General features: G+C 60.8%; 22 protein-coding genes. 13 read left to right on the top strand and 9 right to left on the bottom strand.

The features are described 5' to 3' along the window. Positions 1-6: 6 nt before the first annotated feature. The gene (gene betI, locus HMPREF3138_RS01365; protein WP_047729952.1) at positions 7-603 is read right to left on the bottom strand and encodes a transcriptional regulator BetI; all 597 of its coding nucleotides are present in this window, start codon (positions 601-603) and stop codon (positions 7-9) included. Positions 604-761: 158 nt separating this feature from the next. On the opposite strand from betI, the gene HMPREF3138_RS01360 reads away from it, so the two are divergent. Further along, the gene (locus HMPREF3138_RS01360) at positions 762-2,306 is read left to right on the top strand and encodes a BCCT family transporter (RefSeq protein ID WP_049193869.1); all 1,545 of its coding nucleotides are present in this window, start codon (positions 762-764) and stop codon (positions 2,304-2,306) included. 6 nt (positions 2,307-2,312) lie between these two features. On the opposite strand, the gene HMPREF3138_RS01355 is transcribed toward HMPREF3138_RS01360, so the two are convergent. Further along, complete coding sequence (locus HMPREF3138_RS01355; RefSeq protein WP_070558759.1) at positions 2,313-2,744, bottom strand: VOC family protein; 432 nt, start codon at positions 2,742-2,744, stop codon at positions 2,313-2,315. Positions 2,745-3,397: 653 nt separating this feature from the next. Between HMPREF3138_RS01355 and HMPREF3138_RS01350 the strand changes: the two genes are divergently transcribed. Then, on the top strand, positions 3,398-4,663 hold the full coding sequence (locus tag HMPREF3138_RS01350; RefSeq protein WP_060434868.1) for an MFS transporter: 1,266 nt from the start codon (positions 3,398-3,400) through the stop codon (positions 4,661-4,663). 36 nt (positions 4,664-4,699) lie between these two features. Further along, positions 4,700-5,509, top strand: coding sequence for a MoaF C-terminal domain-containing protein (locus HMPREF3138_RS01345; protein WP_049193865.1), 810 nt, complete (start codon positions 4,700-4,702; stop codon positions 5,507-5,509). Between the two features lies 1 nt (position 5,510). Here HMPREF3138_RS01345 and lldD read toward each other — a convergent pair whose 3' ends face one another. The 3 genes from lldD to HMPREF3138_RS01330 form a co-directional block, all read right to left on the bottom strand. Continuing rightward, a complete protein-coding gene (lldD, locus tag HMPREF3138_RS01340) occupies positions 5,511-6,650 on the bottom strand; it encodes an FMN-dependent L-lactate dehydrogenase LldD (RefSeq protein WP_049193863.1) in 1,140 nt (379 codons plus the stop codon). Positions 6,651-6,692: 42 nt separating this feature from the next. Continuing rightward, the gene (locus tag HMPREF3138_RS01335) at positions 6,693-8,276 is read right to left on the bottom strand and encodes an L-lactate permease (protein WP_049193861.1); all 1,584 of its coding nucleotides are present in this window, start codon (positions 8,274-8,276) and stop codon (positions 6,693-6,695) included. A gap of 324 nt (positions 8,277-8,600) precedes the next feature. After that, entirely contained in the window at positions 8,601-9,521 is a 921-nt protein-coding gene (locus tag HMPREF3138_RS01330; protein ID WP_048234624.1) for a LysR family transcriptional regulator, read from the bottom strand. 178 nt (positions 9,522-9,699) lie between these two features. Here HMPREF3138_RS01330 and HMPREF3138_RS01325 point away from each other — a divergent pair, with 178 nt between their 5' ends. From HMPREF3138_RS01325 to HMPREF3138_RS26610, 3 genes are all read left to right on the top strand, one after another. Continuing rightward, positions 9,700-11,352 (top strand): multidrug ABC transporter permease/ATP-binding protein, encoded by a 1,653-nt coding sequence (locus tag HMPREF3138_RS01325; RefSeq protein ID WP_048234623.1) that lies wholly within the window; start codon positions 9,700-9,702, stop codon positions 11,350-11,352. Between the two features lie 387 nt (positions 11,353-11,739). Further along, positions 11,740-11,853, top strand: coding sequence for a YmiA family putative membrane protein (locus HMPREF3138_RS24955; protein ID WP_048234622.1), 114 nt, complete (start codon positions 11,740-11,742; stop codon positions 11,851-11,853). A gap of 24 nt (positions 11,854-11,877) precedes the next feature. Beyond that, positions 11,878-12,039 carry a hypothetical protein gene (locus HMPREF3138_RS26610; protein WP_162838242.1) on the top strand — a complete coding sequence of 54 codons (162 nt, stop codon included), beginning with the start codon at positions 11,878-11,880 and terminating at the stop codon, positions 12,037-12,039. Here the strand turns inward: HMPREF3138_RS26610 and HMPREF3138_RS01320 are convergent. Further along, on the bottom strand, positions 12,036-13,256 hold the full coding sequence (locus HMPREF3138_RS01320; protein WP_049193858.1) for a CynX/NimT family MFS transporter: 1,221 nt from the start codon (positions 13,254-13,256) through the stop codon (positions 12,036-12,038). The genes HMPREF3138_RS26610 and HMPREF3138_RS01320 overlap by 4 nt on opposite strands. A gap of 503 nt (positions 13,257-13,759) precedes the next feature. Here HMPREF3138_RS01320 and agaR point away from each other — a divergent pair. From agaR to agaF, 6 genes are read left to right on the top strand one after another with little or no spacing between them, the layout of a single operon-like run. Further along, entirely contained in the window at positions 13,760-14,533 is a 774-nt protein-coding gene (gene agaR / locus HMPREF3138_RS01315; protein ID WP_049193857.1) for a transcriptional repressor AgaR, read from the top strand. Positions 14,534-14,556: 23 nt separating this feature from the next. Further along, a complete protein-coding gene (locus HMPREF3138_RS01310; RefSeq protein WP_070558751.1) occupies positions 14,557-15,840 on the top strand; it encodes a D-tagatose-bisphosphate aldolase, class II, non-catalytic subunit in 1,284 nt (427 codons plus the stop codon). A gap of 1 nt (position 15,841) precedes the next feature. After that, a complete protein-coding gene (gene agaV / locus HMPREF3138_RS01305) occupies positions 15,842-16,318 on the top strand; it encodes a PTS N-acetylgalactosamine transporter subunit IIB (protein ID WP_070558749.1) in 477 nt (158 codons plus the stop codon). 14 nt (positions 16,319-16,332) lie between these two features. After that, the gene (gene agaW, locus HMPREF3138_RS01300) at positions 16,333-17,112 is read left to right on the top strand and encodes a PTS N-acetylgalactosamine transporter subunit IIC (RefSeq protein ID WP_019455697.1); all 780 of its coding nucleotides are present in this window, start codon (positions 16,333-16,335) and stop codon (positions 17,110-17,112) included. Next, positions 17,102-17,995 carry a PTS system mannose/fructose/sorbose family transporter subunit IID gene (locus HMPREF3138_RS01295; RefSeq protein WP_038878643.1) on the top strand — a complete coding sequence of 298 codons (894 nt, stop codon included), beginning with the start codon at positions 17,102-17,104 and terminating at the stop codon, positions 17,993-17,995. The genes agaW and HMPREF3138_RS01295 overlap by 11 nt, the downstream gene beginning before the upstream one ends. A gap of 10 nt (positions 17,996-18,005) precedes the next feature. Further along, complete coding sequence (gene agaF / locus HMPREF3138_RS01290) at positions 18,006-18,440, top strand: PTS galactosamine/N-acetylgalactosamine transporter subunit IIA (protein ID WP_033635782.1); 435 nt, start codon at positions 18,006-18,008, stop codon at positions 18,438-18,440. Between the two features lie 22 nt (positions 18,441-18,462). Here the strand turns inward: agaF and HMPREF3138_RS01285 are convergent, their stop codons facing one another. Then, entirely contained in the window at positions 18,463-20,190 is a 1,728-nt protein-coding gene (locus HMPREF3138_RS01285; RefSeq protein WP_038878646.1) for an ABC transporter ATP-binding protein/permease, read from the bottom strand. Between the two features lie 205 nt (positions 20,191-20,395). Here HMPREF3138_RS01285 and HMPREF3138_RS01280 point away from each other — a divergent pair, with 205 nt between their 5' ends. Then, positions 20,396-21,103: a hypothetical protein gene (locus HMPREF3138_RS01280; protein ID WP_038878649.1), complete on the top strand. Its 708-nt coding sequence runs from the start codon at positions 20,396-20,398 to the stop codon at positions 21,101-21,103. A 32-nt stretch (positions 21,104-21,135) separates the two neighbouring features. Here the strand turns inward: HMPREF3138_RS01280 and HMPREF3138_RS01275 are convergent, their stop codons facing one another. Both HMPREF3138_RS01275 and HMPREF3138_RS01270 read right to left on the bottom strand, forming a co-directional pair. After that, on the bottom strand, positions 21,136-21,783 hold the full coding sequence (locus tag HMPREF3138_RS01275) for a DsbA family protein (RefSeq protein WP_038878652.1): 648 nt from the start codon (positions 21,781-21,783) through the stop codon (positions 21,136-21,138). Positions 21,784-21,851: 68 nt separating this feature from the next. Then, positions 21,852-22,736: an MBL fold metallo-hydrolase gene (locus HMPREF3138_RS01270; protein ID WP_033635778.1), complete on the bottom strand. Its 885-nt coding sequence runs from the start codon at positions 22,734-22,736 to the stop codon at positions 21,852-21,854. Between the last annotated feature and the right edge of the window lie 83 nt (positions 22,737-22,819).

The raw sequence follows: 22,819 nt of genomic DNA, 5'->3' as shown, positions 1-22,819 counted from the left end.
GGGCGCTTACCCCAGCGGCTGCGCGGCATTGAGCCGCCGTGCAACGTAGTCGCAGGCGATGCGGCAGTCCTGCTTCAGGTCTGTCTCGTCGCCGGCCAGGCTGCCGCGCAGCCAGAGCCCATCGATCATTGCCGCCAGCCCGCGCGCGGCATCACGCGCCTGCCGCAGCGGCAGCTCGCGGCGGAACTGGCAGCAAATGTTGGAATAGAGTCGCCGATCGTTGGCGCGCTGCAGGCGGCGCAGCACCGGCTGGTGCATGCTGGCGGCCCAGAAATCGAGCCAGGCGCGCATGGACACGGCGTTGGTTTGGCTGGGGTGGAAGTTGCCCTGGATAATGGCGAACAGCTGTGACTGGCTGTCGCTCGCCGCCTGCGCGCGGCATTCGGCCACCGCGTCGCGCAGATCGCGCAGGATTTTGCGCATGGTGGCGCTCAGCAACCCCTCTTTATCGCCAAAATAGTGGCTGACGATGCCGGTCGACAGCCCGGCTTCTTTCGCCACCTGAGACAGGGTGACGCCGGCCAGCCCGACGACGTTAATGGTCTCGAAGGCGGCGTTAATCAGCTGCTCCTTACGCTGCTCCGGAATATCTCTGCGGTACATATTTTCCCCAACTGATAGGCCAATCACACTTTGAATTTGATTGATTGAACGGTCAATCAATACTCTATATGCTGCAAAAATGTCAAATAAATGACGATAAAATGTTAACTGAAGGTTGCATTGAAATCGTCTGTCTTTCGCACCATGGAAGCCTGCCAATGACAACAAAAACTCCTCCATCGCTTGACGAAGAACCTGTCAGATTGAATGCTCCGGTATTTTTCGGCTCGGCGGCGGTGATCCTGCTGCTGGGATCGCTGGTCGTGCTGTTTCCCGCCGCCAGCAAACTGTGGCTGAACGCCGCGCAAAGCTGGGTCGCCGACGTGTTCGGTTGGTACTACATGCTGTTGATGGTCGCCTGTATGGCATTCGTCTTCTGGCTGGCGCTGTCGCGCTTCGGCCATATTCGCCTCAGCCAGGATGACGAACCGCCGCAGTTCAGCTATCCCTCGTGGGTGGCGATGCTGTTCTCGTCGGGCATCGGCATTGCGCTGGTGTACTACGGCGCTTATGAACCGCTGGATCACTTCCTGTCGCCACCGGAAGGCAGCGGCGGCACCGTGCAGGCGGCGCGACAGGCGATGGCGCTGACCTTTTTGCACTGGGGGCTGCACGGCTGGGCGCTGTATGCGCTGATCGCCACCGCGCTGGCCTATTTCGCCTATTGCCGCGGCCTGCCGCTGGCGCTGCGCTCTGCGTTATACCCGATCTTCGGTGAACGCATCCACGGCGGCGTCGGTCATCTGGTGGACAGTTTCGGCATTCTGGTGACGGTGATCTCGATGGTAACCAACCTGGGGATCGGCGCGCTGCTGGTGAACTCGGGGCTGTTTTATCTGTTCGATATTCCGCAAAGCACCGGCGTGCTGCTGGCCCTGATCGTGGTGATGATGGTGGTGGCCACGCTGGCGGCGGTCACCGGCGTCGAGAAGGGCATCGCCATGCTGTCGAACATCAACGTTGGCTTCCTGTGCCTGCTGCTGCTGTTCGTGTTTCTGGCCGGGCCGACGCTGAATCTGCTGAACGGCATGTTGCAAAACCTCGGTGATTATCTGACCTCGCTGGTCAGCCGCAGCTTCGATATGTATCTGTACGGCAAGGCGCGCCAGTGGCAGGGCGCCTGGACGCTGTTCTACTGGGCCTGGTGGGTGGCGTGGGCGCCGTTCGTCGGGCTGTTCATCGCGCGCATTTCCAAAGGGCGCAGCATTCGCGAACTGATTTTCGGCGTGCTGCTGATCCCGCTGGGCTTCACGCTGGCCTGGCTGTCCATCTTCGGCAATACCGCCATCAGCCTGGTGCTGGAAGGCGGGCAGGCGATCCTGGGGCAGGTGGCGCAAAGCGATCCGCCGATGGCGGTGTTCAAACTGTTCGAATACTTGCCCTATACCCAGCTGACCGCCGGCTTTGTGGTGGTGATAAGCTTCGTGCTGTTCCTGACGCCGGTCGATTCCGGCACGTTGATGATAGCGAACCTTTCCTGCCAGGGCGGCTCCGCCCATGATGACGCGCCGGCCTGGCTGCGGGTATTCTGGGCGGCGGTGACTACGCTGGTATGCGCAGGCCTGCTGTATGCCGGCAGTTTCAGCGCGATGCAGACGGCGGTGGTGCTGTGCGGCCTGCCGTTCTCGGCGGTGATCGTGCTCTACATGGTCAGCCTGCGCAAGGATCTGTGCCGTTACGCCATGAAGCCGGTGCTACCCTGAGGCGGTTTATTCGTCTGCACGCGGCCGGTGATGCACATACTCGACGGTCGTGCCGTCCGGCAGGCGCGCATTGAAACAGGCGCTGGTGGGCACCTCCACCGGGCCGAAGAAGATCTCTGCTCCGGCGGCCAGCAGCCGCTGGTGATAGGGATAAATGTCATCGACCAGCAGCGTGCCGACGGTGCTGCGGAAAGGGCGCAGCTGCTCTTCCGCTCCCTCCAGGATCAGAAATGGCCCCACCGCCGCCAGTACCAGCCGATGCTCGGGAAAATCGAAGCGCATGTCCGCCGTTACGCCGTGCAGCTGCTCGTAAAACGCGATGGCGCGATCGATTTCGCCTTCGCCAACGTAGACCCGAATCAGCACGCGTGGCTCACGCAGCGATGAAGAGTCGGCGGTTTTGCGCCAGAAACCGGCTTTTGTCAGTGCTGTCGTCATGTTCATCTCCTTGCTGGTTGCCTGCCGCTTATCATGCCGCCGTTTTTCCATCCGGGGTTGGATCGAGTTGGCATAAGCTAGCCGCGCCGGTAATAACCCGCTCACAGGCGTTAAAGGGCGTTCTGTTTGTGATTCCTGTCACGGCCTACGCTTTTATTATTATTCAGCATTGATAATGTCATAGCGTGATTATTGATTAACACAATGGAGTTAATCGTGCGCGCCATAACCGCGATAAAGCAAACGGATTCAAACAATAAAGCGGGTGGGGCAATGCGGCCGATGAAAAGGGAAATACCGTCCATTTATAAGGGAAGGTTAAGATTTATTTATTAACCTGTTTATAAATCACGGCATTTTGGTTTTTTCGATAAAAGTAAAAAGTGCAGGATAATTTTATTTAAATCAGTAAAAACATAATGTTGATTTATTTTCATGTCATTCGCGCTCTGTGAAAAATACCTGATTTGCCACCCCGCCGTCGTTTTCAACGGCCGTTTGACATGCCCGTTACTTGAGATAAGTTTATATTGTTAATATGTTAATGAGTTGTTGCCGTGACCGATGGCCAATGTTTCTCTTGGCCGCGCGCTTAATCGACTTATGCCATGGCGAGTAGCCATTCATAAGTTAACTTATGGACCAATGACGCTATGAATAACTCGCCAGGGCAGCGCTCGCGATTGAGCGAAGAGAACCGATTGCTGATTATTTTATTTTTCGTGTTCGGCTGCGTGTTCGTCGATCGCCTGACTATCTCTTTCCTGTTTCCGATGATCGCCGCCGATTTGAAGCTGAGCAACGTGCATCTTGGCACGCTGTCGGCGGTGCTGGCATTGACCTGGGCGCTGTCCGGGGCGGGGCTGGGGGCGATTGCCGATCGCTTTAATATCCGTAAACCGATGCTGATCCTGTCGATCCTGGTGTTTTCGCTGTTCTCCGCGCTGTCGGGGCTAGTCAGCGGCTTTGCCATGTTATTGATCTTCCGCGCGCTGATGGGGATCGCCGAAGGGCCGGTGCTGCCGATCGCGCAATCGCTGATGGTGGAAAAATCGCAGCCGCAGCGCCGTGGCTTCAACATGGGGCTGATCCAGGGGGCGGCGCCGGGGCTGCTGGGCGGCATTATCGCGCCGCCGTTGATCATCTATCTGGCGCAGAAATGGGGCTGGAGTATGGCGTTTCATCTGACCGCCGTGCCGGGCATCATTCTGGCGTGGCTGATCTATCGCTATGTGAACGGCAAGAAGGATCCCGCTTTCAGCGCCGCGCCGGCGGCCGGCAAGGCGGCGAACAAAGCCGCTTACGGCGAGCTGTTTAAAATCAAGAATGTGGCGCTGTGCATTCTGATTTCCTGCGTGTTCGTCACCTGGTTCATGATCATCATTACCTTCACCCCCAACTTTTTGGTGACCGACCGCGGCTTCGGCGAAGGCACGATGGGCGGCATCATGAGCGCCATCGGCGCCGCCTGGGTGCTCTGGGGTGTGGCGGTGCCGGCGATTTCCGATCGCCTCGGCCGCAAGCCGACGCTGATCTTCTTTTCGCTGCTGGCGGTGTGCTGCCCGCTGTTCCTGAGCTACGTCGATAACCCGTGGCTGCTGGGCGTGCTGGTGTTCCTGTCTTATACCGGCCTTGGCTGCTTCACGCTGTTTATGGCCACCATCCCGTCGGAAACGGTATCGCCGGCCCGCATCGCGACCGCGTTGGGGCTGGTGATGGGGATTGGTGAGGTGATTGGCGGCTGTCTGGCGCCGTTTATCGCCGGGCTGATCGCCGATCGCTACGGGCTGGTCAGCGTGATGTGGCTGGCGGCCGCCGGCGCCGTGTGCGCAGGCGTACTGAGTTGTTTTCTCGATGAAACTGCCCCCGCGGTGGTGAGCCGCAGAGCGGTGAAACCGGCGAGCGTCGCCGACGTTTGAGGCGGTTTTCATCCCATTCGATCAAGGAGAACGAAGATGTCAGCAGAACAATCCGTACTGAATCAAAATGCCGAGCCGGACTGGAAGAATTACGACGATTTCGCGCGCGGTATCGACACTAACCGCCTGCCGGGCACCCAGGAGTGGCGGGGCAAAACGCTGCAGATCGCCTTTGACAACGACGGGGAAATCACGCTGCGTTTCAGTGCCGATCGGCAACGGGTGCTGTGGGCCTGGGGAGGGGAGAGCGGTGAGGACGCTTACGAAGAAGTGCAAACCTCCGCCGCGCGCTATTTCTTCAATATTCCGCTGCAGTCGCCGGGCAACGAGTGCCTGACGCTGGTACTCAATCGTGACAGCGGCCGGGCGCTGCTGGTGCGCAGCACGCTGTTGCCGGAACAGACGGTGGAAAAGGGCTCGCGCCTCAAGCAAAGTTTCCACGTCGGCCAGATTGTCGGCGTCATGCCGGGTGGCGCTGCGCCGCATCTGACCCGCGAGCTGATCGGCTATCGTACGCTGAACGTCTACAGCCCCAACCACTATTACGAACACTTCTATGTCAACACCGAGCGCTATGCCTGGCAAAACCTGCGCGGCGAGCAATTCGGCCACGGCGATATGGACTATGCCACCTACTACAAGTTTGAGGACGAGATGTTCCTGTTCACCTTCCGGGAAAAGATTATCCCGGTGTGCTCGGTGTTCTTCTTCGACTTTATTTCCGGGCGCTGCACCGGCACCTTCCTCGGGCTGGATGCCGTCGGCCGGGTGTTGGTGTCACCGGCCGGGGCCTTCATCAGCAAGATGAGCTACAACGCCTACCCGGAAGGCGTGCAGCCGCTTTGATTCAGGCGTTTCTGACCAGCGATCCGGCGTTGATCTCCGCAATGGTTTTCGCGCCGGTGAGCGTCATGGCGACGCGCATTTCCTTGTCGATCAGATCCAATAAATTAGCCACCCCGGCTTCGCCGGCCGCCGCCAGCGCATAGACGAAGGCGCGCCCCAGCAGCACGCTGTCGGCCCCCAGGGCGATCATGCGCACCACGTCCAGGCCGCTGCGGATGCCGGAGTCGGCCAGCAGGGTGATGTCGCCTTTCACCGCGTCGGCGATCGCCGGCATGGCGCGCGCGGTCGACAGCACGCCGTCCAGCTGGCGGCCGCCGTGGTTGGAGACGATGATGCCGTCGGCGCCGAAGCGCACCGCGTCTTTGGCGTCCTCCGGATCCAGAATGCCTTTGATGATCATCGGGCCGTCCCAGAATTCGCGGATCCACTCCAGATCTTTCCAGGAAATCGACGGATCGAAGTTGGCGCCCAGCCAGCCGATGTAGTCTTCCAGGCTGGTGGGTTTACCGCGGTAGGCCGAGACGTTGCCCAGATCGTGCGGCTTGCCGAGCAGGCCGACATCCCAGGCCCACTGCGGATGGGCAAATGCCTGCAGCACGCGGCGCAGCGCGGCGTTAGGGCCGCTCATCCCTGAGTGGGCGTCGCGGTAACGGGCGCCGGGCACCGGCATGTCTACGGTAAACACCAGCGTTTTCACGCCGGCGACCTTGGCGCGCTCCAGCGCATTGCGCATAAAGCCGCGATCTTTCAGCACGTAAAGCTGGAACCACATCGGCCGATCGATCGCCGGCGCCACCTCTTCGATCGGACAGACCGACACGGTGGACAGCGTGAACGGAATGCCTTTTTTAGCCGCGGCACGCGCGGCCTGCACTTCGCCGCGGCGGGCGTACATGCCGGTCAACCCCACCGGCCCCAGCGCCACCGGCATCGCCAGCTGCTCGCCGAACAGCGTGGTCTCCAGGCTGAGTTCGGACATATTGCGCAGCACGCGCTGGCGCAAGGCAATATCGGCCAGATCGTCGGTATTGCGCTTCAGCGTATGCTCCGCGTAGGCCCCGCCGTCGATATAGTGAAACAGAAACGGCGGCAGTTTAGCCTGGGCGGCGGCCCGGTAGTCGGTTGACGCGGAGATGATCATAGTGTTTACCTTCTTGTCTTGCTTGCGATAACGAGTGTTCAGTCAGAGCGTGAGGATCGCTGCCATGCCGGCCGCGATCCCGCCGTACGCCAGCATCGGCAGCACGGTCTTTCTGATGATTTTGCCTTCGGCGTTGCCGATCCCGAGGATCGAACAGACGGCGATAATGTTGTTCAGGCACACCATGTTGCCCATGGCGCCGCCGACGGACTGCAAGGCCAGCGTGAGATTGACGTCAAGGCCGCTGCTCTGGGCGATCGACTGCTGAATGCCGCCGAAGGTCAGGTTCGAGACGGTATTGGAACCGGAGAAGAACGAGCCCAGCGCGCCGAGGAACGACGAGAACAGCAGCCAGCTCTCGCCGGTCAGCGCCGCCAGCGCTTTACCGATCAGGATCACCGGCGCGTTGTCGCCGCCCTGCATCATCAGGTTGACCATCACCAGCGCGCCGAACAGCGCAATAAAGGGCCGCGCAATGCGCCCGCCGGTTTCGCTGAACATTTGCCGCACCTGGCCGCCATTCAGACGGAACAGCGGAATACACAGCAACACCACCAGCAGGAACGGGATCAGCGCCGGGACATACAGCGTTTTGTAGCCGGCGGCGGCGGAGGTGCCCAGCACCTGCTGCAGTTCGACGATCAGCGCCCGGCTGATGCGCAGCTCCCCGAGCCAGCCGAGCTTTTCCTGCCACAGCAGCGCGGTGTTGTTGAGCAGCGCCTTCAGGCCCAGCTGATGGACGCGCGTCACTATCAGAATAGCAATCAGCAGCAGGGTCGGGGTCATGGCCTTGACCACCTGCAAGAACGGCACCGCCTGCCCGGCGCTCTGCGATTTGTCGCTGCGGGCGAGGCCGATGCCGCAGCGTGCCAACAGCACCGATAGCGCCAGGCCGATCGCGCCGCCGACCAGCGCCGGGAATTCATAGTTCACCTGAGCCAGCAGCAGATAAGGCACGGTGCAGCTCAGCACGCTGAGCAGGATAAACGGCAGGTTGCGGCGGATATCCTGCCAGGAAACGATAAAGCGCAGCGCCAGCAGAGGAATGACGAAGCCGGCGACGAAGTGGATCAGCGCGGTTTGCCGGCCGATCTCCAGCAGGCTGGTGTCCGACAGGCCGAGATTGGCAAAGCCGAACCAGGTGGGGGTGCCCACGGCGCCGAAGGAGACCGGTACCGAGTTCATCACCAGCGTCAGCAGGGCGACGCGCAGCGGGTTGAAGCCCAGCCCGACCAGAATCGGCGCGGCGATGGCAGCCGGGGTGCCGAAGCCGCTGGCGCCCTCAATCATAAAGGCGAACGCCCAGCCGATAATCATCAGCTGGGCCACGGGATTGGGGCTGATGGTTTCCAGCCAGCGGCGCACCGCGTTTTCCGCGCCGCTTACCTGCATCAGTTTGTTGAGCAGGATGGCGCCGGCGATGATGGTGATCGGCGTCAGCGTCGACACCAGCGCGGTGATGATATTGGCATGCAGCAGCCGCAGCGAGGCATCGAACCACAGGAGCTGCACGGCATACACCACGGCGGCCGTCAGCGGCAGGGCGAGGTAAGAGGGCACACCATTCCTTTTGGTCATCATCCAAATCAGCAGGACGATGGGCGCAATACTGAAAAGCAGGGGCATAAGATCCTCAGGGTTATTATTTTTATGGGCAGAGATATGTAGCTGAAAGGTTAATTACCGCAACATTTTCATTCTAATCACAACGTTGACGACGATGCCATGCGGTAATTTTTTAACATCGGCGAACGGCGCCGGCGGCGGGAAACTAGCCGGCAGGAGGGGTTAAATTAACTGCTTTAAAATCAGTTTGATAGGAAGGGATTTTGTGTGATGAATGCGCGGGTTCACATTAATTAAGCGGTAATGTTCAATAGATTATGTCCAAAAATGCGGTAATCCCCGCGGCTTTTTGCGGCCGCAGGGAAATAATCAGGGCGGGGGAACTCAAAAATAATGGCTGATATTTTGGTAGGAACCGATGATATGTTCGATCAGCAAACGGGTTTTTAACGGCAGATTGCGGGTGTAAGGATAAACGGCGTAAATGCCCAATACTTTGCCGCAGTGGCCGGCCAGGATCTCCGTCAGTTTGCCGTCCTGCAGATCCTCATACACCATGCAGCGCGGCACCATGGCGATGCCGTGGCCGCCGATCACCGCTTTGCGGATCGCCCGCGCGTTGTTGGCCGACAGATTGCCGTTAACCTGCAGCTCGTAGATTTCGTTGCGCCCCGGCCGTTTCATCAGCCAATTGGCGGTGCCGCTCTCCTGATAGGTGTAGGTCAGGCAGTTGTGGCCAAGCAGGTCTTCGGCGCTGCGCGGTTCCGGGTGGCTTTCCAGGTACTCCGGCGAGCAGACGATCACCCAGCGGGAATCGAAGATCGGCCGGGCAATCAGGCTCGAATCCGGCATGGTGCCGGTACGGATCGCCAGATCGATACCTTCTTCCACCAGATCGACAAAGCGGTTTTCCAGCCGCATCTCGACCTTCAGGCTGGGGTGCAGAGCGCAAAATTCCGCCACGCTCTCGCTCAGCAGCAGCTCGCCCGAAATGGTCGGCACCGACATGCGAATGGTGCCGGTCAACTCTTCGCTCTTTTCGCTGACGGCGTACAGCGCCTCCTGCACTTTGGCGCCGATCTCTTTGGCCTGCTGGTAGAGCGCCTGGCCGCTCTCGGTCAGCGTCAGGCTGCGGGTGGTGCGGTACAGCAGCCGGGCGCCCAGCGATTTTTCCAGCCGCCCGATGCGTTTACTGACCACCGAGCTGGTGATGCCGGCGCTCTCCGCGGCCTTGCTGAACGAGCCGCAGTCGACAATCAGGGCGAACAGAATCAGGTCATTGGCGTATTCGTGAGTGGCGAGCATAATCGGCTGTTCCCTTCAGCGGAAAGAGGCGTCAGTGTAAGTCTCTCGTTTCAATAAGCAATCATCAAAGTGCCATTGGCGCCGCAATCGGAGGCCGCGTGAACAATGAGAATTCGTCTTGATCTCATTCTCACGCCGCTTACAATGCCTGCCAGATCGCGACTTCAGAGGTTTTTTCATGGAACTGCTACGGGTGGTTTATCACCAGTACCGTTGGCCATTTCTGGCTGTCATGGCGCTGACCCTGGCCAGCGCCGGCTTAGGCATCGGTATTATTGCATTTATCAATCAATACCTGATGGACGCCGGCGGTGATGCATTGGCCGTGCTGCCGGTGTTTCTCGCCCTGCTGGCATTGTTGATAGCGGTCACGCTGGGCTCGCAATTGGCGCTGACGACATTGGGCCATTACTTCGTCTATCGCCTGCGCGGGCAACTGGTGAAGCGCATTTTGGATACCGATATTGAACGCCTCGAACAGTTGGGCAGCGCCTCGTTGCTGGCCAGCCTGTCGAGCGATATTCGCAATATCACCGTCGCCTTCGTGCGCTTGCCTGAACTGGTGCAGGGGGTGATTTTAACCCTGGGGGCGGCGGCCTATCTGGGGTGGCTATCGCCGAAAATGCTGGCGGTCACGGCAGTCTGGGTGGCGGTGACCGTCGTGGGCAGCGGCTGTCTGGTGTCGCGGGTCTATCGCCATATGGCCAGTTTGCGTGAGTCTGAAGAGCGTCTCTATCATCGTTATGAGTCGGTGATTGACGGTCGCAAGGAGCTGACGTTGAACCGCAAGCGGGCGCAGGCGCTGTACGAACAGGCCTATCAGCCCGATGCGCAAGCTTATCGCTACCATATCATTCGCGCCGACACCTTCCATTTGAGCGCGCTCAACTGGTCAAATATCATGATGTTAGGCGCGATTGGGCTGGTGTTCTTTATGGCCAACAGTCTGGGATGGGCGGACTCGGCGGTGGCCGCTACCTATTCACTGACGCTGCTGTTCTTGCGCACGCCATTGCTGCAGGCGGTCGGGGCGTTTCCGACGCTGGTCAGCGCCGAAGTGGCCTTTAACAAGCTGAAGACGCTGCGCCTGGCCGAGTATCAAGCGGCGTTTCCTGCCGCCGTCAGCCGTTCCTGGCAGACGCTGGAGCTACGCGACGTGGTTTTTCACTATGCGGATACCGAACAGCAGCCCGGTTTTGCCGTCGGGCCGCTCAATCTGACGCTGCGCCGTGGTGAGCTGGTCTTTCTGATCGGCGGCAACGGCAGTGGCAAGTCAACGCTGGCGATGTTGTTGACCGGGTTGTACCAACCGGTGAGCGGGCACATCGTTCTGGATGGCGTCGCACAGACCGCGGCGGATATGCCGGACTACCGTCGGCTGTTTTCGGCGATTTTCACCGATTTTCATCAGTTCGATCGCTTGCAAGGGCCGGAAGGCGGTGAACCCGATGCGAAATTGGTCTCCGGCTGGCTCGAGCGGTTGAATATGAAAAGCAAACTGCAGTTCGACGGCACCAGGGTGACCAACCCGCAGCTGTCGCAGGGGCAGCGTAAACGCCTGGCTCTGCTGTTGGCGGTGGCAGAGCAGCGCGATATCCTGCTGTTGGATGAATGGGCCGCAGATCAGGATCCGCAGTTCCGGCGGATTTTCTATCGCGAGCTGTTGCCTGAATTGCGCGCGCTGGGCAAAACGGTGTTTGCCATCAGCCATGACGATCACTACTTCGAACACGCCGATCGGTTGCTGGAGATGCGTTCAGGTCACCTGCGTGAGCTGATCGGCAGCGAGCGTGAACACGCCAGCCGGGATTCCGTCAGCAGAATCGGTTAATTCACGCCGGCCCGAGCGAAACCAAACGGGCCGGTGCTTCTCTCCGTATGATCCCAGTACGTCGCTTCATTTTCTCCCCCGCCTTCAGCGCGGTCTGTTGCCGATTTGGCTTACGGCCAGTCAAATAATTGACTGCTGAATCATTTACCAGTGGTTTAATTTTGACCTCTCAAGGTGTGGCACACTGCACGTTCGTTCGCCTATCAATACAAGTTATCGCCTGCCGATAACAGTGATATCCACGGTGCCGTTCTTACTGAGGCGGTGATGCAGGTCTATGGCTAGCAGCTGTTTTTTTAATTTCCATAGGAAAAAACGACTTTATCGATCGTTAAAACAGATCAATAATCACCATTTAAATGGTTTAATCTATTGGTTGAGGGCGCTGTGGTGAGCAAGGATGGATCAGATATCAAACGTAGAGCATGGCTGTGTGTATTTATCGGTAGCGGGTTGTTCTGGCTGTTCACCGCCGCCGTGATTTATTGGTTACTGAATTAAGTAAGTTAAGCAGGAAGGCGACTTGTGAACAAAAAGCAGGCTAAAAACCGTGAGGGCGCACAGCGTCGTGCGCAGTCCAAAATTCCGCCTTCGTGGGTGTTGAGCGATGAGCAACGCGCCTTTATTGAAGACTTGTGGCTGGATAACGCGCCTGAGCCAGTGCGGCCCATCGCCCAACGGCGCTAGCTGATCACGCGGCTGCGGCCGGCCAATGCGCCGAACAGCATCTGCAAAACGGTCAGGCACAGCAGGGCGATCAGCGGCAAACGCCAGCCATCCGTCAGATCGTGCAGCAGGCCGAACAACGTGGGCCCCAGCGCCGCCAACAAATAGCCGACCGATTGCGCCATACCCGACAGCAGCGTGGCCTGATGATGATGCTGGCTGCGTAAGCCAAAGAACGACAGCGCCAGCACCAGCGAACTCCCCGCCCCCAACCCGGCAAACGTCAGCCACACCAGTGAACTGGCGGGTTGCACCAATAATCCTCCGACGCCGATGAAGATCAGCAGGGAACTGCCCAGCGCGATTGCCCGCTGATCGCGCGCCCGCGGCAAAATCACCACCATGACAAAGTTGGCGACGATCGCGACCACCTGGTAAACGAACAGCTCGAATCCGGCCTGCTGGGCGGAAGTGCCGTGGCTGGCGGCAAAGGCGCTGAACCAGCCGATGATGGTGTAGAAGGCGATCGATTGCAGCCCCATGAACATCGCCACTTGCCAACCCAGCGCGCTGCCCCAGGGAGAACGATAGCGCTGTGGCTCCGTCGGCTGCGGTTCTTTGGTGGCGGGAGTGGCCGAGCGCCGCAGCTGCGGCAGCCACACCAGCAGCGCCAGCAACGCGGGCAAAGCCCAGCACAGCAAGGAGAACCGCCAGCCGAGGTCGGCCAAGGTAGCCAGCGGCACCGCCAGACCTGAGGCGATGGCGGCAACCAGTGACATCACCGCCGCATAAGCGGCGATCATCGCGGCGGCGCGATGCGGGAAATCTCTTTTCACCAGCGTCGGCAGCACCACGTTGGCAAAGGCAATGGCGGCGCCGATCAGGATGCTGCCCAGCCAGAGCATGGCGTCTTGCGGCAGGGAACGTAGCGCGATGCCGCAGACCAGCAGCGCGAGGGCGAGGCCCAGGGTGCGCTCGATGCCGATGCGTTTCGCCAGCGTTGGCGTCAGCGGTGAGAGAACGGCGAACAGGATCAGCGGCAACGAGTTGATCAGGCCGGCGGCGGTGGCGGACAGTGCCAGCTGTTGCTGGATCTGCTCCAACAGTGGGCCGACGCTGGTCAGGGCGGCGCGCAGGTTGGCCGCGATCAGCATAATGCCGACGATCAGCAGGACAGGGCGGTGTAAACGGCGACGCGGGGTCGCGGTGGACGCTGGGGATGAAGCGGGTTGCGGCATGGGTTCCTCGCACCAGGGCATGCAGTCAATCAGTGCTGCATGGCGTGATGCGTTGATTGACGTTAACGCTTACGTACCGACAAATTGGCGGTATCCGATCGCAAGTGTAGGGAAGATGGCTCACGCTGACAAGGGGACGGGCCGGCGGGATGATGGCGGTTAACCCCTGCCGGTCGCAGGATAATTGCCATTATGTGATCCTGGTCACTGAGCGAACTAAAAGTCATGGCGTGGGGCGCGCTATGCGCCGCTTTCGCTTTCCTCGCCGTCGGCACCGTGGCCTTCCGGCGCTTGCGCCCGTCATGGCATTTCACTTTTCCTCCCACCCGCTTTTTGGGTTTTCGATCCGTTTCGATTCGAAAGGTTTTTTGGCGATTTTTTTGCTAAAACGGGGCTGTAAGCCCGATCACAATTTCATTGCTTTCGCTTTGCTGTAATGCCAGCGCAGTAGAGCGAAAGCCATCTTCTCCCCGGCGATGCCGGAAACCTGAGGACCGCAGCTCATGCCAGTGAATACCGCAAAGCGACGTGAACACATCATCGATCTGTTATGCGAGCACGGCAGCGTGCGCGTGGAGCAGCTCAGCAAACAGTTTGCGGTATCCACGGTGACGATCCGCAACGATCTGCGATTTCTGGAACGAAAAGGGTGTGCGCTGCGCGCTTACGGCGGCGCGATGCTCAATCAGCAATTCGCTTTCGATCGGCCGCTGCGGGACAAAGGGCGGTTGAATCGCGACGTCAAAACGCTGATCGCCAACGCGGCGGCCGGCTATGTGCGCGACGGCGATGCGCTGATCCTCGATTCCGGTTCCACCACCGCGCAGATCGTGCCGTTCCTGAAGGGGCGGCGCGATCTGGTGGTGATGACCAATGCGCTGAACATTGCCTACGAGCTTTCGGGAAACGACGGGGTGGAGGTCATGGTGCTGGGGGGCAGCGTGCGCCGCAACTCTTACTCGCTCTACGGTCCGGCTGCCGAGCAGCAATTGCGTCAGTACCGTTTCGACAAGCTGTTTTTGGGCGTCGACGGGTTCGATCTGAGCGCCGGCATCACCACGCCTCACCCCGGTGAGGCGCACCTCAATCGCGTAATGTGCGAGGTGGCGCGCGAGATTATCGCGGTGGCGGATGCCAGCAAATTCGGTCGCAAGAGCTTTTGCATGATTCGCGAAGCCGGACAAATCCATCGGCTGATCACCGACAGCCGTCTTCCGGACGAATACGAGCGGGCGTTAACCGAGCTGGGCGTGGAGGTCATCATCGCCGATCGGTAGCAGGGCGCCTGCATGGGGGCTTCATGCAGCAGTTGTTAGAGCTTGTCGAGCAGCACAAGGCCGGTATGCCGGTCGGGATCTTTTCCGTCTGTTCCGCCCATCCCTGGGTTCTGAAGGCCGCGCTGCGGCAGGCCAAAGCGCGCGGCACGCCGGTATTGGTAGAGGCGACGTCCAACCAGGGCAATCAGTTCGGCGGCTATACCGGCCAAACGGCGGCCCAGTTCCGCGATGCGCTGTGGCGCCTGGCGGATGAGGTTGGCCTGGCGCGCGAGAGAGTGTGGCTGGGCGGCGATCATCTGGGGCCCAACGCCTGGCAAGATCGCCCGGCTCAGGAGGCGATGGCGCTGGCGGAAACCTTGATCGACGATTACGTTCGCGCCGGATTTCGCAAAATTCACCTCGATTGTTCCATGTCGTGCGCCGGCGAACCCTCGCCCCTGGGGGATGCCACGGTCGCCGAGCGTGCGGCGCGCCTGTGCGCGGTGGCGGAGCGGGCCTGGGCGCAGAGCGGCGGCGAAGCGCCGGTTTATGTGATCGGCACCGAAGTGCCGGTGCCGGGCGGCGCGCAGGAGGCGCTGGCGGGTCTGCAGGTCACCACGCCGCAGGCGGTGGCGCAAACGCTGGAAACGCACCGCATCGCCTGGCAAAAAGCCGAGCTGAACGATGCCTGGCAGCGAACTATCGCGCTGGTGGTACAGCCGGGCGTCGAGTTCGATCACCACAGCGTTGAGCATTACCAACCGCAGCGCGCCGACGCATTGAGCCATTTCATCGAACGGCAGCCGGGCATGATCTATGAAGCGCACTCTACGGACTACCAACCACCGCAGGCCTACCGCCAACTGGTGCGCGATCACTTCGCCATCCTGAAGGTGGGGCCGGCGCTGACCTTCGCGCTGCGCGAAGCGCTGTTCGCCCTCGATCGCATTGAGCGTGAATGGCTGGGGGAACGCCAGTCGGCGCAGCTGTGCGCCACGCTGGAGCAGGTGATGCGCGAGCAGCCGCAGCAGTGGAGCCGCTACTACCACGGTACGCCGCACCAGCAGTATCTCGATCGCCACTACAGCCTGAGCGATCGGGTGCGTTACTACTGGCCGCAGCCGCAGGTGCAGCAGGCGGTCGACGGTTTGCTGGACAACCTGCGCCGCAGCCCGGCGCCGTTGGCGCTGCTCAGCCAGTACCTGCCGGATCAGGCGCGGGCGCTGAACGCCGGCGAATTGAGCGCCGATCCGCAGGAGTGGGTGCTGCATAAAGTGACGCAGGTGCTCGACGATTATCACGTCGCCTGCTACCCGGAGGGCCGCTGACATGCCGAACATTTTAATGACCCGTATCGACAATCGCCTGGTGCACGGCCAGGTGGGCGTGACCTGGACCAACCCCCTCGGCGCCAACCTGGTGGTGGTGGCCAACGACGAGGCGGCCGCCGATCCGGTGCAGCAGAACCTGATGGACATGGTGGTGGCGGAAGGGGTGCAGACTCGCTACTTCACGCTGCAGAAAACCATCGACGTGATCCACAAGGCGGCGGATCGGCAGAAGATTTTTCTGGTGTGCAAAACGCCGCAGGACGTGTTGACGCTGGTGCGCGGCGGGGTGCCGATCCGGTTCGTCAACGTCGGCAACATGCACTTCGCCGAGGGGAAGCGGCAGGTGCACAAAACGGTGTCGCTGGACGACGGCGACGTGGCCGCGTTTCGCGCGCTGGCGGCGCTGGGCGTGGAGTGCGAAGTGCGCCGGGTGCCGGATGAGGCGGGCGAGGCGATCGGCAAACTGCTCTTTTGAGCCTGGGGGAAAGCATGTTGACGGATGCGTTATTGATTGCGCTGTTGGCCGGGTTGGCGGGGGTTGACCTGTTCGACGGCCTGACCCACTTCCACCGGCCGGTGGTGATGGGGCCGCTGGTGGGGCTGATTTTGGGCGACGTCTACACCGGGTTGCTGGTGGGCGGCACGCTGGAGCTGGTGTGGATGGGGATGGTGCCGCTGGCGGGCGCCCAACCGCCGAACGTGGTGATCGGCGGTGTGATCGGCACCGCATTCGCCATTCTGACCAAGGCCGACCCTAAAGTGGCGATCGGCGTGGCGGTACCGTTCTCGATTGCGGTGCAGGGCTGCATTACGCTGCTGTTTACGCTGTTCTCGCCGATGATGCACCGCTGCGATCGCATGGTGAAGGAGCTGAACTGGCGCGGCATCGAACGGGTGAACTATCTCGGCATCAGCATCCTGTTCATCTTCTATTTCGTGGTGGCATTCCTGCCGATTTACTTCGGCGCCGATGCGGCCAGCGCCATGGTGCAGAAAGCGCCGGGCTGGCTGCTGGACGGTCTGGCGGTGGCGGGTGGCATGATGCCGGCGATCGGCTTCTCGCTGCTGATGAAGGTGATGATGAAAAAAACCTACGTGGCCTATTTTATCCTTGGCTTCATCTCGGTCACGTTCCTCAAGCTGCCGATTCTGGCGGTGGCGCTGGGTGCCCTGGCGATCGCCCTGATCGACTTCTTCAACACGCAACGTGGCGCGGCAGAGGCGACGGCCCGGCCCGCTCCGCAGGAGGATGCCGAAGATGGCATTTAACGATTCCGACGATATGCTGGCGCAAAAGGCCGAGCAACGCATGGCGCAGGCGCTGGCCACCAGTCAGGTGGAGCAGGACGACTATCTGGACAGCCAGCCCGCCGACGCGCTGACGCGCGGCGACATCAACCGCATGGCCTGGCGTTCGCTGCTGCTGCAGGCGTCGTTCAACTATGAACGTATGCAGGCCGGCGGCTGGCTGTATCAGCTGATCCCCGGGCTGCGCAAGATCCACCGCAACCCACAGGATCTGGCCAACTCGATGAAGATGCACATGGAATTTATCAACGTGCACCCGTTCGACGTCACCTTCCTGTCCGGCCTGGTGCTGGCGATGGAACAGAACAAGGAGAAGATCTCCACCATTCGCGCGGTGAAAGTGGCGCTGATGGGGCCGCTCGGCGGCATCGGCGACGCGCTGTTTTGGCTGACGCTGTTGCCGATTTGCGCCGGGATAGGCGCTTCGCTGGCGCTGGAGGGCAGCCTGTTCGGGCCGATCGTCTTCCTGCTGCTGTTCAACCTGTTTCACTTCGGCCTGCGCTTTGGGCTGGCGCACTACGGCTATCAGGCCGGCACCAGCGCGCTGGCGCTGTTGAAGACCCACACCCGGCGCATTTCTCACGCCGCGTCGATCGTCGGCATGACGGTGATCGGCGCACTGGTGGCCTCGTATGTGCACCTGTCCACGCCGCTGGTCATGCATGCCGGCAAGGCCAGCGTGGCGCTGCAGACAGACGTGTTGGACAAGCTGATGCCCAACCTGTTGCCGCTGTGCTTCACGCTGCTCATTTTCTTCCTGATGAAGCGCGGTTTCTCGCCGGTTAAGCTGATTGGCGTCACCGTAGCGATCGGCGTGGCGGGCAAATTTATCGGCATTTTGTGAGGAGTGGGCTATGCCAGGCATTGTGATTACCGGCCACGGCGGCTTCGCCACCGGGCTGTTGCAGGCGGTGGAGCAGGTGGTGGGGCCGCAGCCGCACTGCGCGGCGGTCGATTTCCCCGAACAGATGAGCACCGCGCAGCTCAACGACGCCTTGCGCTCGGCGCTGGCGGCGGTGGCGCAGCCGGACGGCGTGGTGTTTCTCACCGACATGCTCGGCGGCTCGCCGTTTCGCAGCGCCTGCGAACTGGCGGATGCGCAGGGCGATTGTGAAGTGCTGACCGGCGTCAATATGCAGCTGGCGGCGGAAATGATGCTGGAGCGCGACGGGTTGAGCCTGGATGAGTTTCGCGAGGTGGCGCTGGCATGCGGCAAACGCGGCCTGACGAGCCTGTGGCATGAGCGCCGCCGGGTGAAATGCGAAGACGTGCAGACCGACGGCATCTGAACGAACGCCGTCGGTCTGCGGGTTATACCGGCAGCGGGCTCAGCGCCAGGCGCGCCGGTTGATCTTCGCTGCGGCTGAAGCGCCAGCAGGTCTGGTGGTACTTCGCCACGCTGTTGCGGTGCGCCACGCTGATCAGCGTCACGTCCGGCAGTTCATCCACCAGCAGGCAGTACATCAACTGTTCGGTTTCGTCGTCCAGCGCGCTGGTGGCCTCGTCGAGGAACAGGATGCTCGGGCGAATCAACAGGGCGCGGGCGAACGCCAGCCGCTGTTGCTCGCCCGGCGACAGGCGGTGGCTCCAGTTGGCGGAGGTATCCAGCCAGCGCTGCAGGTGCTTCAGGCGGCAGTTTTCCAGCACCCGCATCAGCTGCGGATCGCTGTATTCCGACGCCAGGCTCGGGTAGCTCAACGCTTCGCGCAGCGTGCCGATCGGAATGTAGCTGCGCTGCGGCAGGAACAGCGTGTTGGCATTGGCCGCTACCCCGATAGCCCCCGCGCCGTAAGGCCAGATACCGGCGATGGCCCGCAGCAGCGTCGACTTGCCGCAGCCGGAAGGGCCGATGATCAGCAGGCGATCGCCGCGTTGCAGCGTCATCTCGGCGCCGGCCAGCAGCGGCTGGCCGTCGGGCAAGTTCAGGCTGAGGTTATCCAGCGTTAACGGATGGGCGGTCTCTTCCCGCAGCTGAATGCCGCGCGGCTGATGATGCACCTGATCGACGGCGGCGTTGAAGCCGGCCAAACGGTTGACGCAGGCTTTCCAGGTCGCCAAATCGTTAAACGCATCGATAAACCATGACAGCGCCCCCTGCACCTGACCGAAGGCCGAGGCGATCTGCATCAGGCCGCCCATCTGAATGGCACCGGAGAAGTAGCGCGGCGCTGCCACCAGCAGGGGAAACACGATGGCGAACTGGCCGTAGAAGTTGGTGGCGATGTTCAGCCGCCGGGTGATGCGCATAATTGCCCACCAGTTGCTGCGAATGGTGTCGAAACGATCGCCCAGCTGCTGTGCCTCGCGCGGTTCGCCGTGGTACAGCGCGATGGCATCGTTGTTTTCGCGGATGCGGATCAGGCCGAAGCGGAAGTTCGCCTCGTACCGTTCCTGATTGAAGCCCAGCATGACCAGCGGTTTGCCGACCCACCAGATCAGCAGCGATCCCAGCACCGCATACAGCAGCGCGAACCACACCATATAACCGGGCAGCGTGATGGCGTGCTGGCCGAGCGCGAAGGTCATCGGCCCGCTGACGTGCCACAAGATGTCGATAAAGGAAAACAGCGTCACCAGGCTGGAGAGCAGCCCGAGCGACAGCGACAGGGTATATTGGGTCAATACGTTGAGATCTTCGGCAATACGCTGATCGGGGTTATCGACGATCTGCTGCTGCTCGGTGTGGTAATACGCCTGGTGCGCCAGCCATTTTTCCATGAACTTTTCCGTCATCCAGCGCCGCCAGCGCATCTGCAGCCCCTGAGTCAGGTAGATCTTGTAGACCGCCAGCACGATGAAGATCAGCGCCAGATAGGTAAAGCGCCACAGCTGCGCCTTGAATACCGGGTAGTTTTTGTTCTGCAGCGCATCGTAGAACACCTGGTTCCATTGGTTGATCTGCACGCTGATATAGACCAGACCGAGCGACAGGACGACGATGGCGATCAGCATCATCCAGGCGCGCCATCGCTCCTCCGACACCCAAAAGGGTTTGATCAGCTGCCAAACAGCGTGTTTCTGCAAGGGGGTTGCGTTCATAGCGACTCGTTAATTGCGGCATTTTGTTCAGCATGGGCCGCGGGCCGGTAACAAACAAACCGCGACTGTAAGCAGTTTTGACCTCGCTAACCGTTTGAAATAAGGCGGTTGAATCGTCAGCGGTGCGCAGATGGGCGCAATTGCGGCATACACTCCGCCGCCGGGCGGTTATACTGGCGCCGAATTTTTGCAGAAAGGATAAACGATGAAGGCTTGGGTTCCCCTGTTGCTGACCTGCGGCGTCTTCGCCAGCGCCCGGGCCTGGGCGCACATTGACGAGCCGGACATCGCCGCCGACTGCCAAAAGGTGGCGAGCTACGCCGAGCTGGGAAAAAAGGCCTATCAGCGGCAGGATTACGCCAACGCTGCCGACATCTTTCGCGATCAGGCGGCCTGGAGCGAGTTTTGCGGCCTGAGCGAGCAGGCCGTCGCCACGGCCTACAACAACGTGGCGTTGTCGCTGATGCACGCCGGCGAATTGCTCAAGGCGCAGGCCTATCTGGCGCTGGCGCCGCACGATGACAAATCGCAGCACAACATGAGCCTGTTGCGCCAACGGCTGGCACAGCGGCCGCAGCCGCAGGGGCCGGGCGGCGTGTATTGGCAATACGCCGGGCGCGGCGTGTGGAGCGAAGTGGTGGTGAAGCCGCAGGGCGAGCGCTGGCTGATCGATTTCTCCGGCTACGCCATGCCGCAGATGGGGCTGTATTACGGCCCGAACATGGGCGACTTCACCGCCGAGCTGCCGATCGAGCACGGCAAAGCTGTTTATCATCAGCATGACTCGGAAAGCGCGCAGGTCTGCGACGTGACGCTGGAGTTTGGCGAGCAAGCGTTGGAAATGCACACGCGTGGGGATTGCGGGTTCGGTCACAACGTGCGGGCGGAAGGGCGGTTCGTGCGGGTCGAATGACCCGCCCCGGCTGCCGGGGCGAGAGAGGTTGGTTACGCCAGCGCGGCGGCGCCCAGCAGGTTTTTCCAGGCTTCCACGTTACCCAGATAGTTGCCGGCCGGCAGCAGATGCAGGCGGCCTTCGCTGTCCTGTAGCGCAAAGGTCGGGAAGCCCTGGCCTTGCACTTTGGCCAGCAGCGCCCGGCTTTCCGCGATGTGTTGCGCGGTCGGCGCGCCGCTGCTGAAACGCATTTCGGCGATAAACGCCGCCGAAGGCAACCCCAGCTCTTTCGCCAACGCTTCCAGCACCGGCGTGTCGGCGATGCGCCGGCCTTCCTGATAGTGTGCCTGCTGAATGCGGTGCAGCATGTCCAGCCCGCGTCCCGCCAGCTTTTCCGCCGCCAGGATAGCGGTAATCGGCGGCTCGGAATCCATCACCGCCGTGGTGTCGCGCAGCAGGCCGTTGAAATAGGCTTCGCCAAAAGGCTGGCCCGTCATCTCGGCGATGCGTTTGTCGTGCGGAATGACGTAGTTGCGCCATTCGTCGGTGATTTGGCGGCGGTTGTTGCCGGTCATCATGCCGCCGGCGTGCGGCACGACCTTCAGCCCGGGGAGGCTCTGAGCCGCTTTCACCAGCGGCGCGGCGCCGTAGCACCAACCGCACAGCGGATCGAAAATGTAATGCAGAGTGGTTTCGGTCATCTTTACTCCTCGCCTGGCGCGCGGCAGTTCACCGCGGCGCCAGGGCTGGTTCAATCACGCACGGGCGCTTATTGCGGCCACTTCATCTCGCCTTTCAGCACTTTCGCGCTCAGTTCCAGGCTCGACTCGTCTTTCAGCGTCGGGTAGTGCTTTTTCATCGCTTCAATCAGCGCGGCGGAATCCTTGGCTTTCGGCAGTTCGGCTTCCAGCGTGGTCAGGTATTTCTGGGTAAAGTGAACCGATGCCAGCGTTTGCGCTGCGCCCGGCAGGAAGTGGCCCGGCACGACGACCTGCGGCTTCAGCGCTTCGATGTTTTTCAGCGTCTGCTGCCAGTGCTGGCGCGATTCCACGCTCTGGTTGTCGGCGATCCACGGATGGATGTTGTCACCGGCGACCGCGACACCGCCAACGACCGCCTTCAACGCCGGGATCCACACGAAGGTGCGATCGGGGGTCGGGCCGTTCAGGCCTTTCACTTCCACTTTCTGGCCGTCGATGGTGAAGCTGTCGCCCTGCAGCGGCTGCGGCACGATCACGGTTTTCGGCGCGTTGTCTTTCAGGATCGGGCCCCAATAGGCGACTTTGCCGTCTTTGGTGGCGTTGATGTCCTTGATGGTGCCTGGCGAAGCGATGATTTTCGCCTCCGGGAAGGCCGCTTTAATCACGTCCAGACCGAAATAGAAATCCGGGTCTGAGTGGCTGATATAAACGGTGGTCAGTTTCTTGCCGGTCGCCTTGATCTTTTTCACCAGCGCTTCGGCATCGTTACGCTGGAACTGAGCGTCGATCAGCGCCACTTCGTGTTTGCCGCTGATGATTTCGGAAGACACCGGGAACACGCTTTTCTCGCCCGGGTTATACACTTCCATGGTCAGGGTATCGGCCGCGGTGGCGTAGGTGCTGAGGGTGGCGACGCCGGTGAAGGCCAGAGTTAACAGTGATTTCTTAAACATGGGCAGAGGTCCTTAGGTATCGGTTAATGTTGTAATGATGTTAGGTTGCATAAAGCGACAGAAAAACCGGATAATAAGCAATT

The sequence above is a fragment of the Serratia sp. HMSC15F11 genome (assembly GCF_001808215.1).
GTDB classification, from domain to species: Bacteria; Pseudomonadota; Gammaproteobacteria; order Enterobacterales; family Enterobacteriaceae; genus Serratia; species Serratia nevei.
Note: the sequence above shows the minus strand (reverse complement) of the source record. Positions and strands in the feature narration are given on the sequence as shown.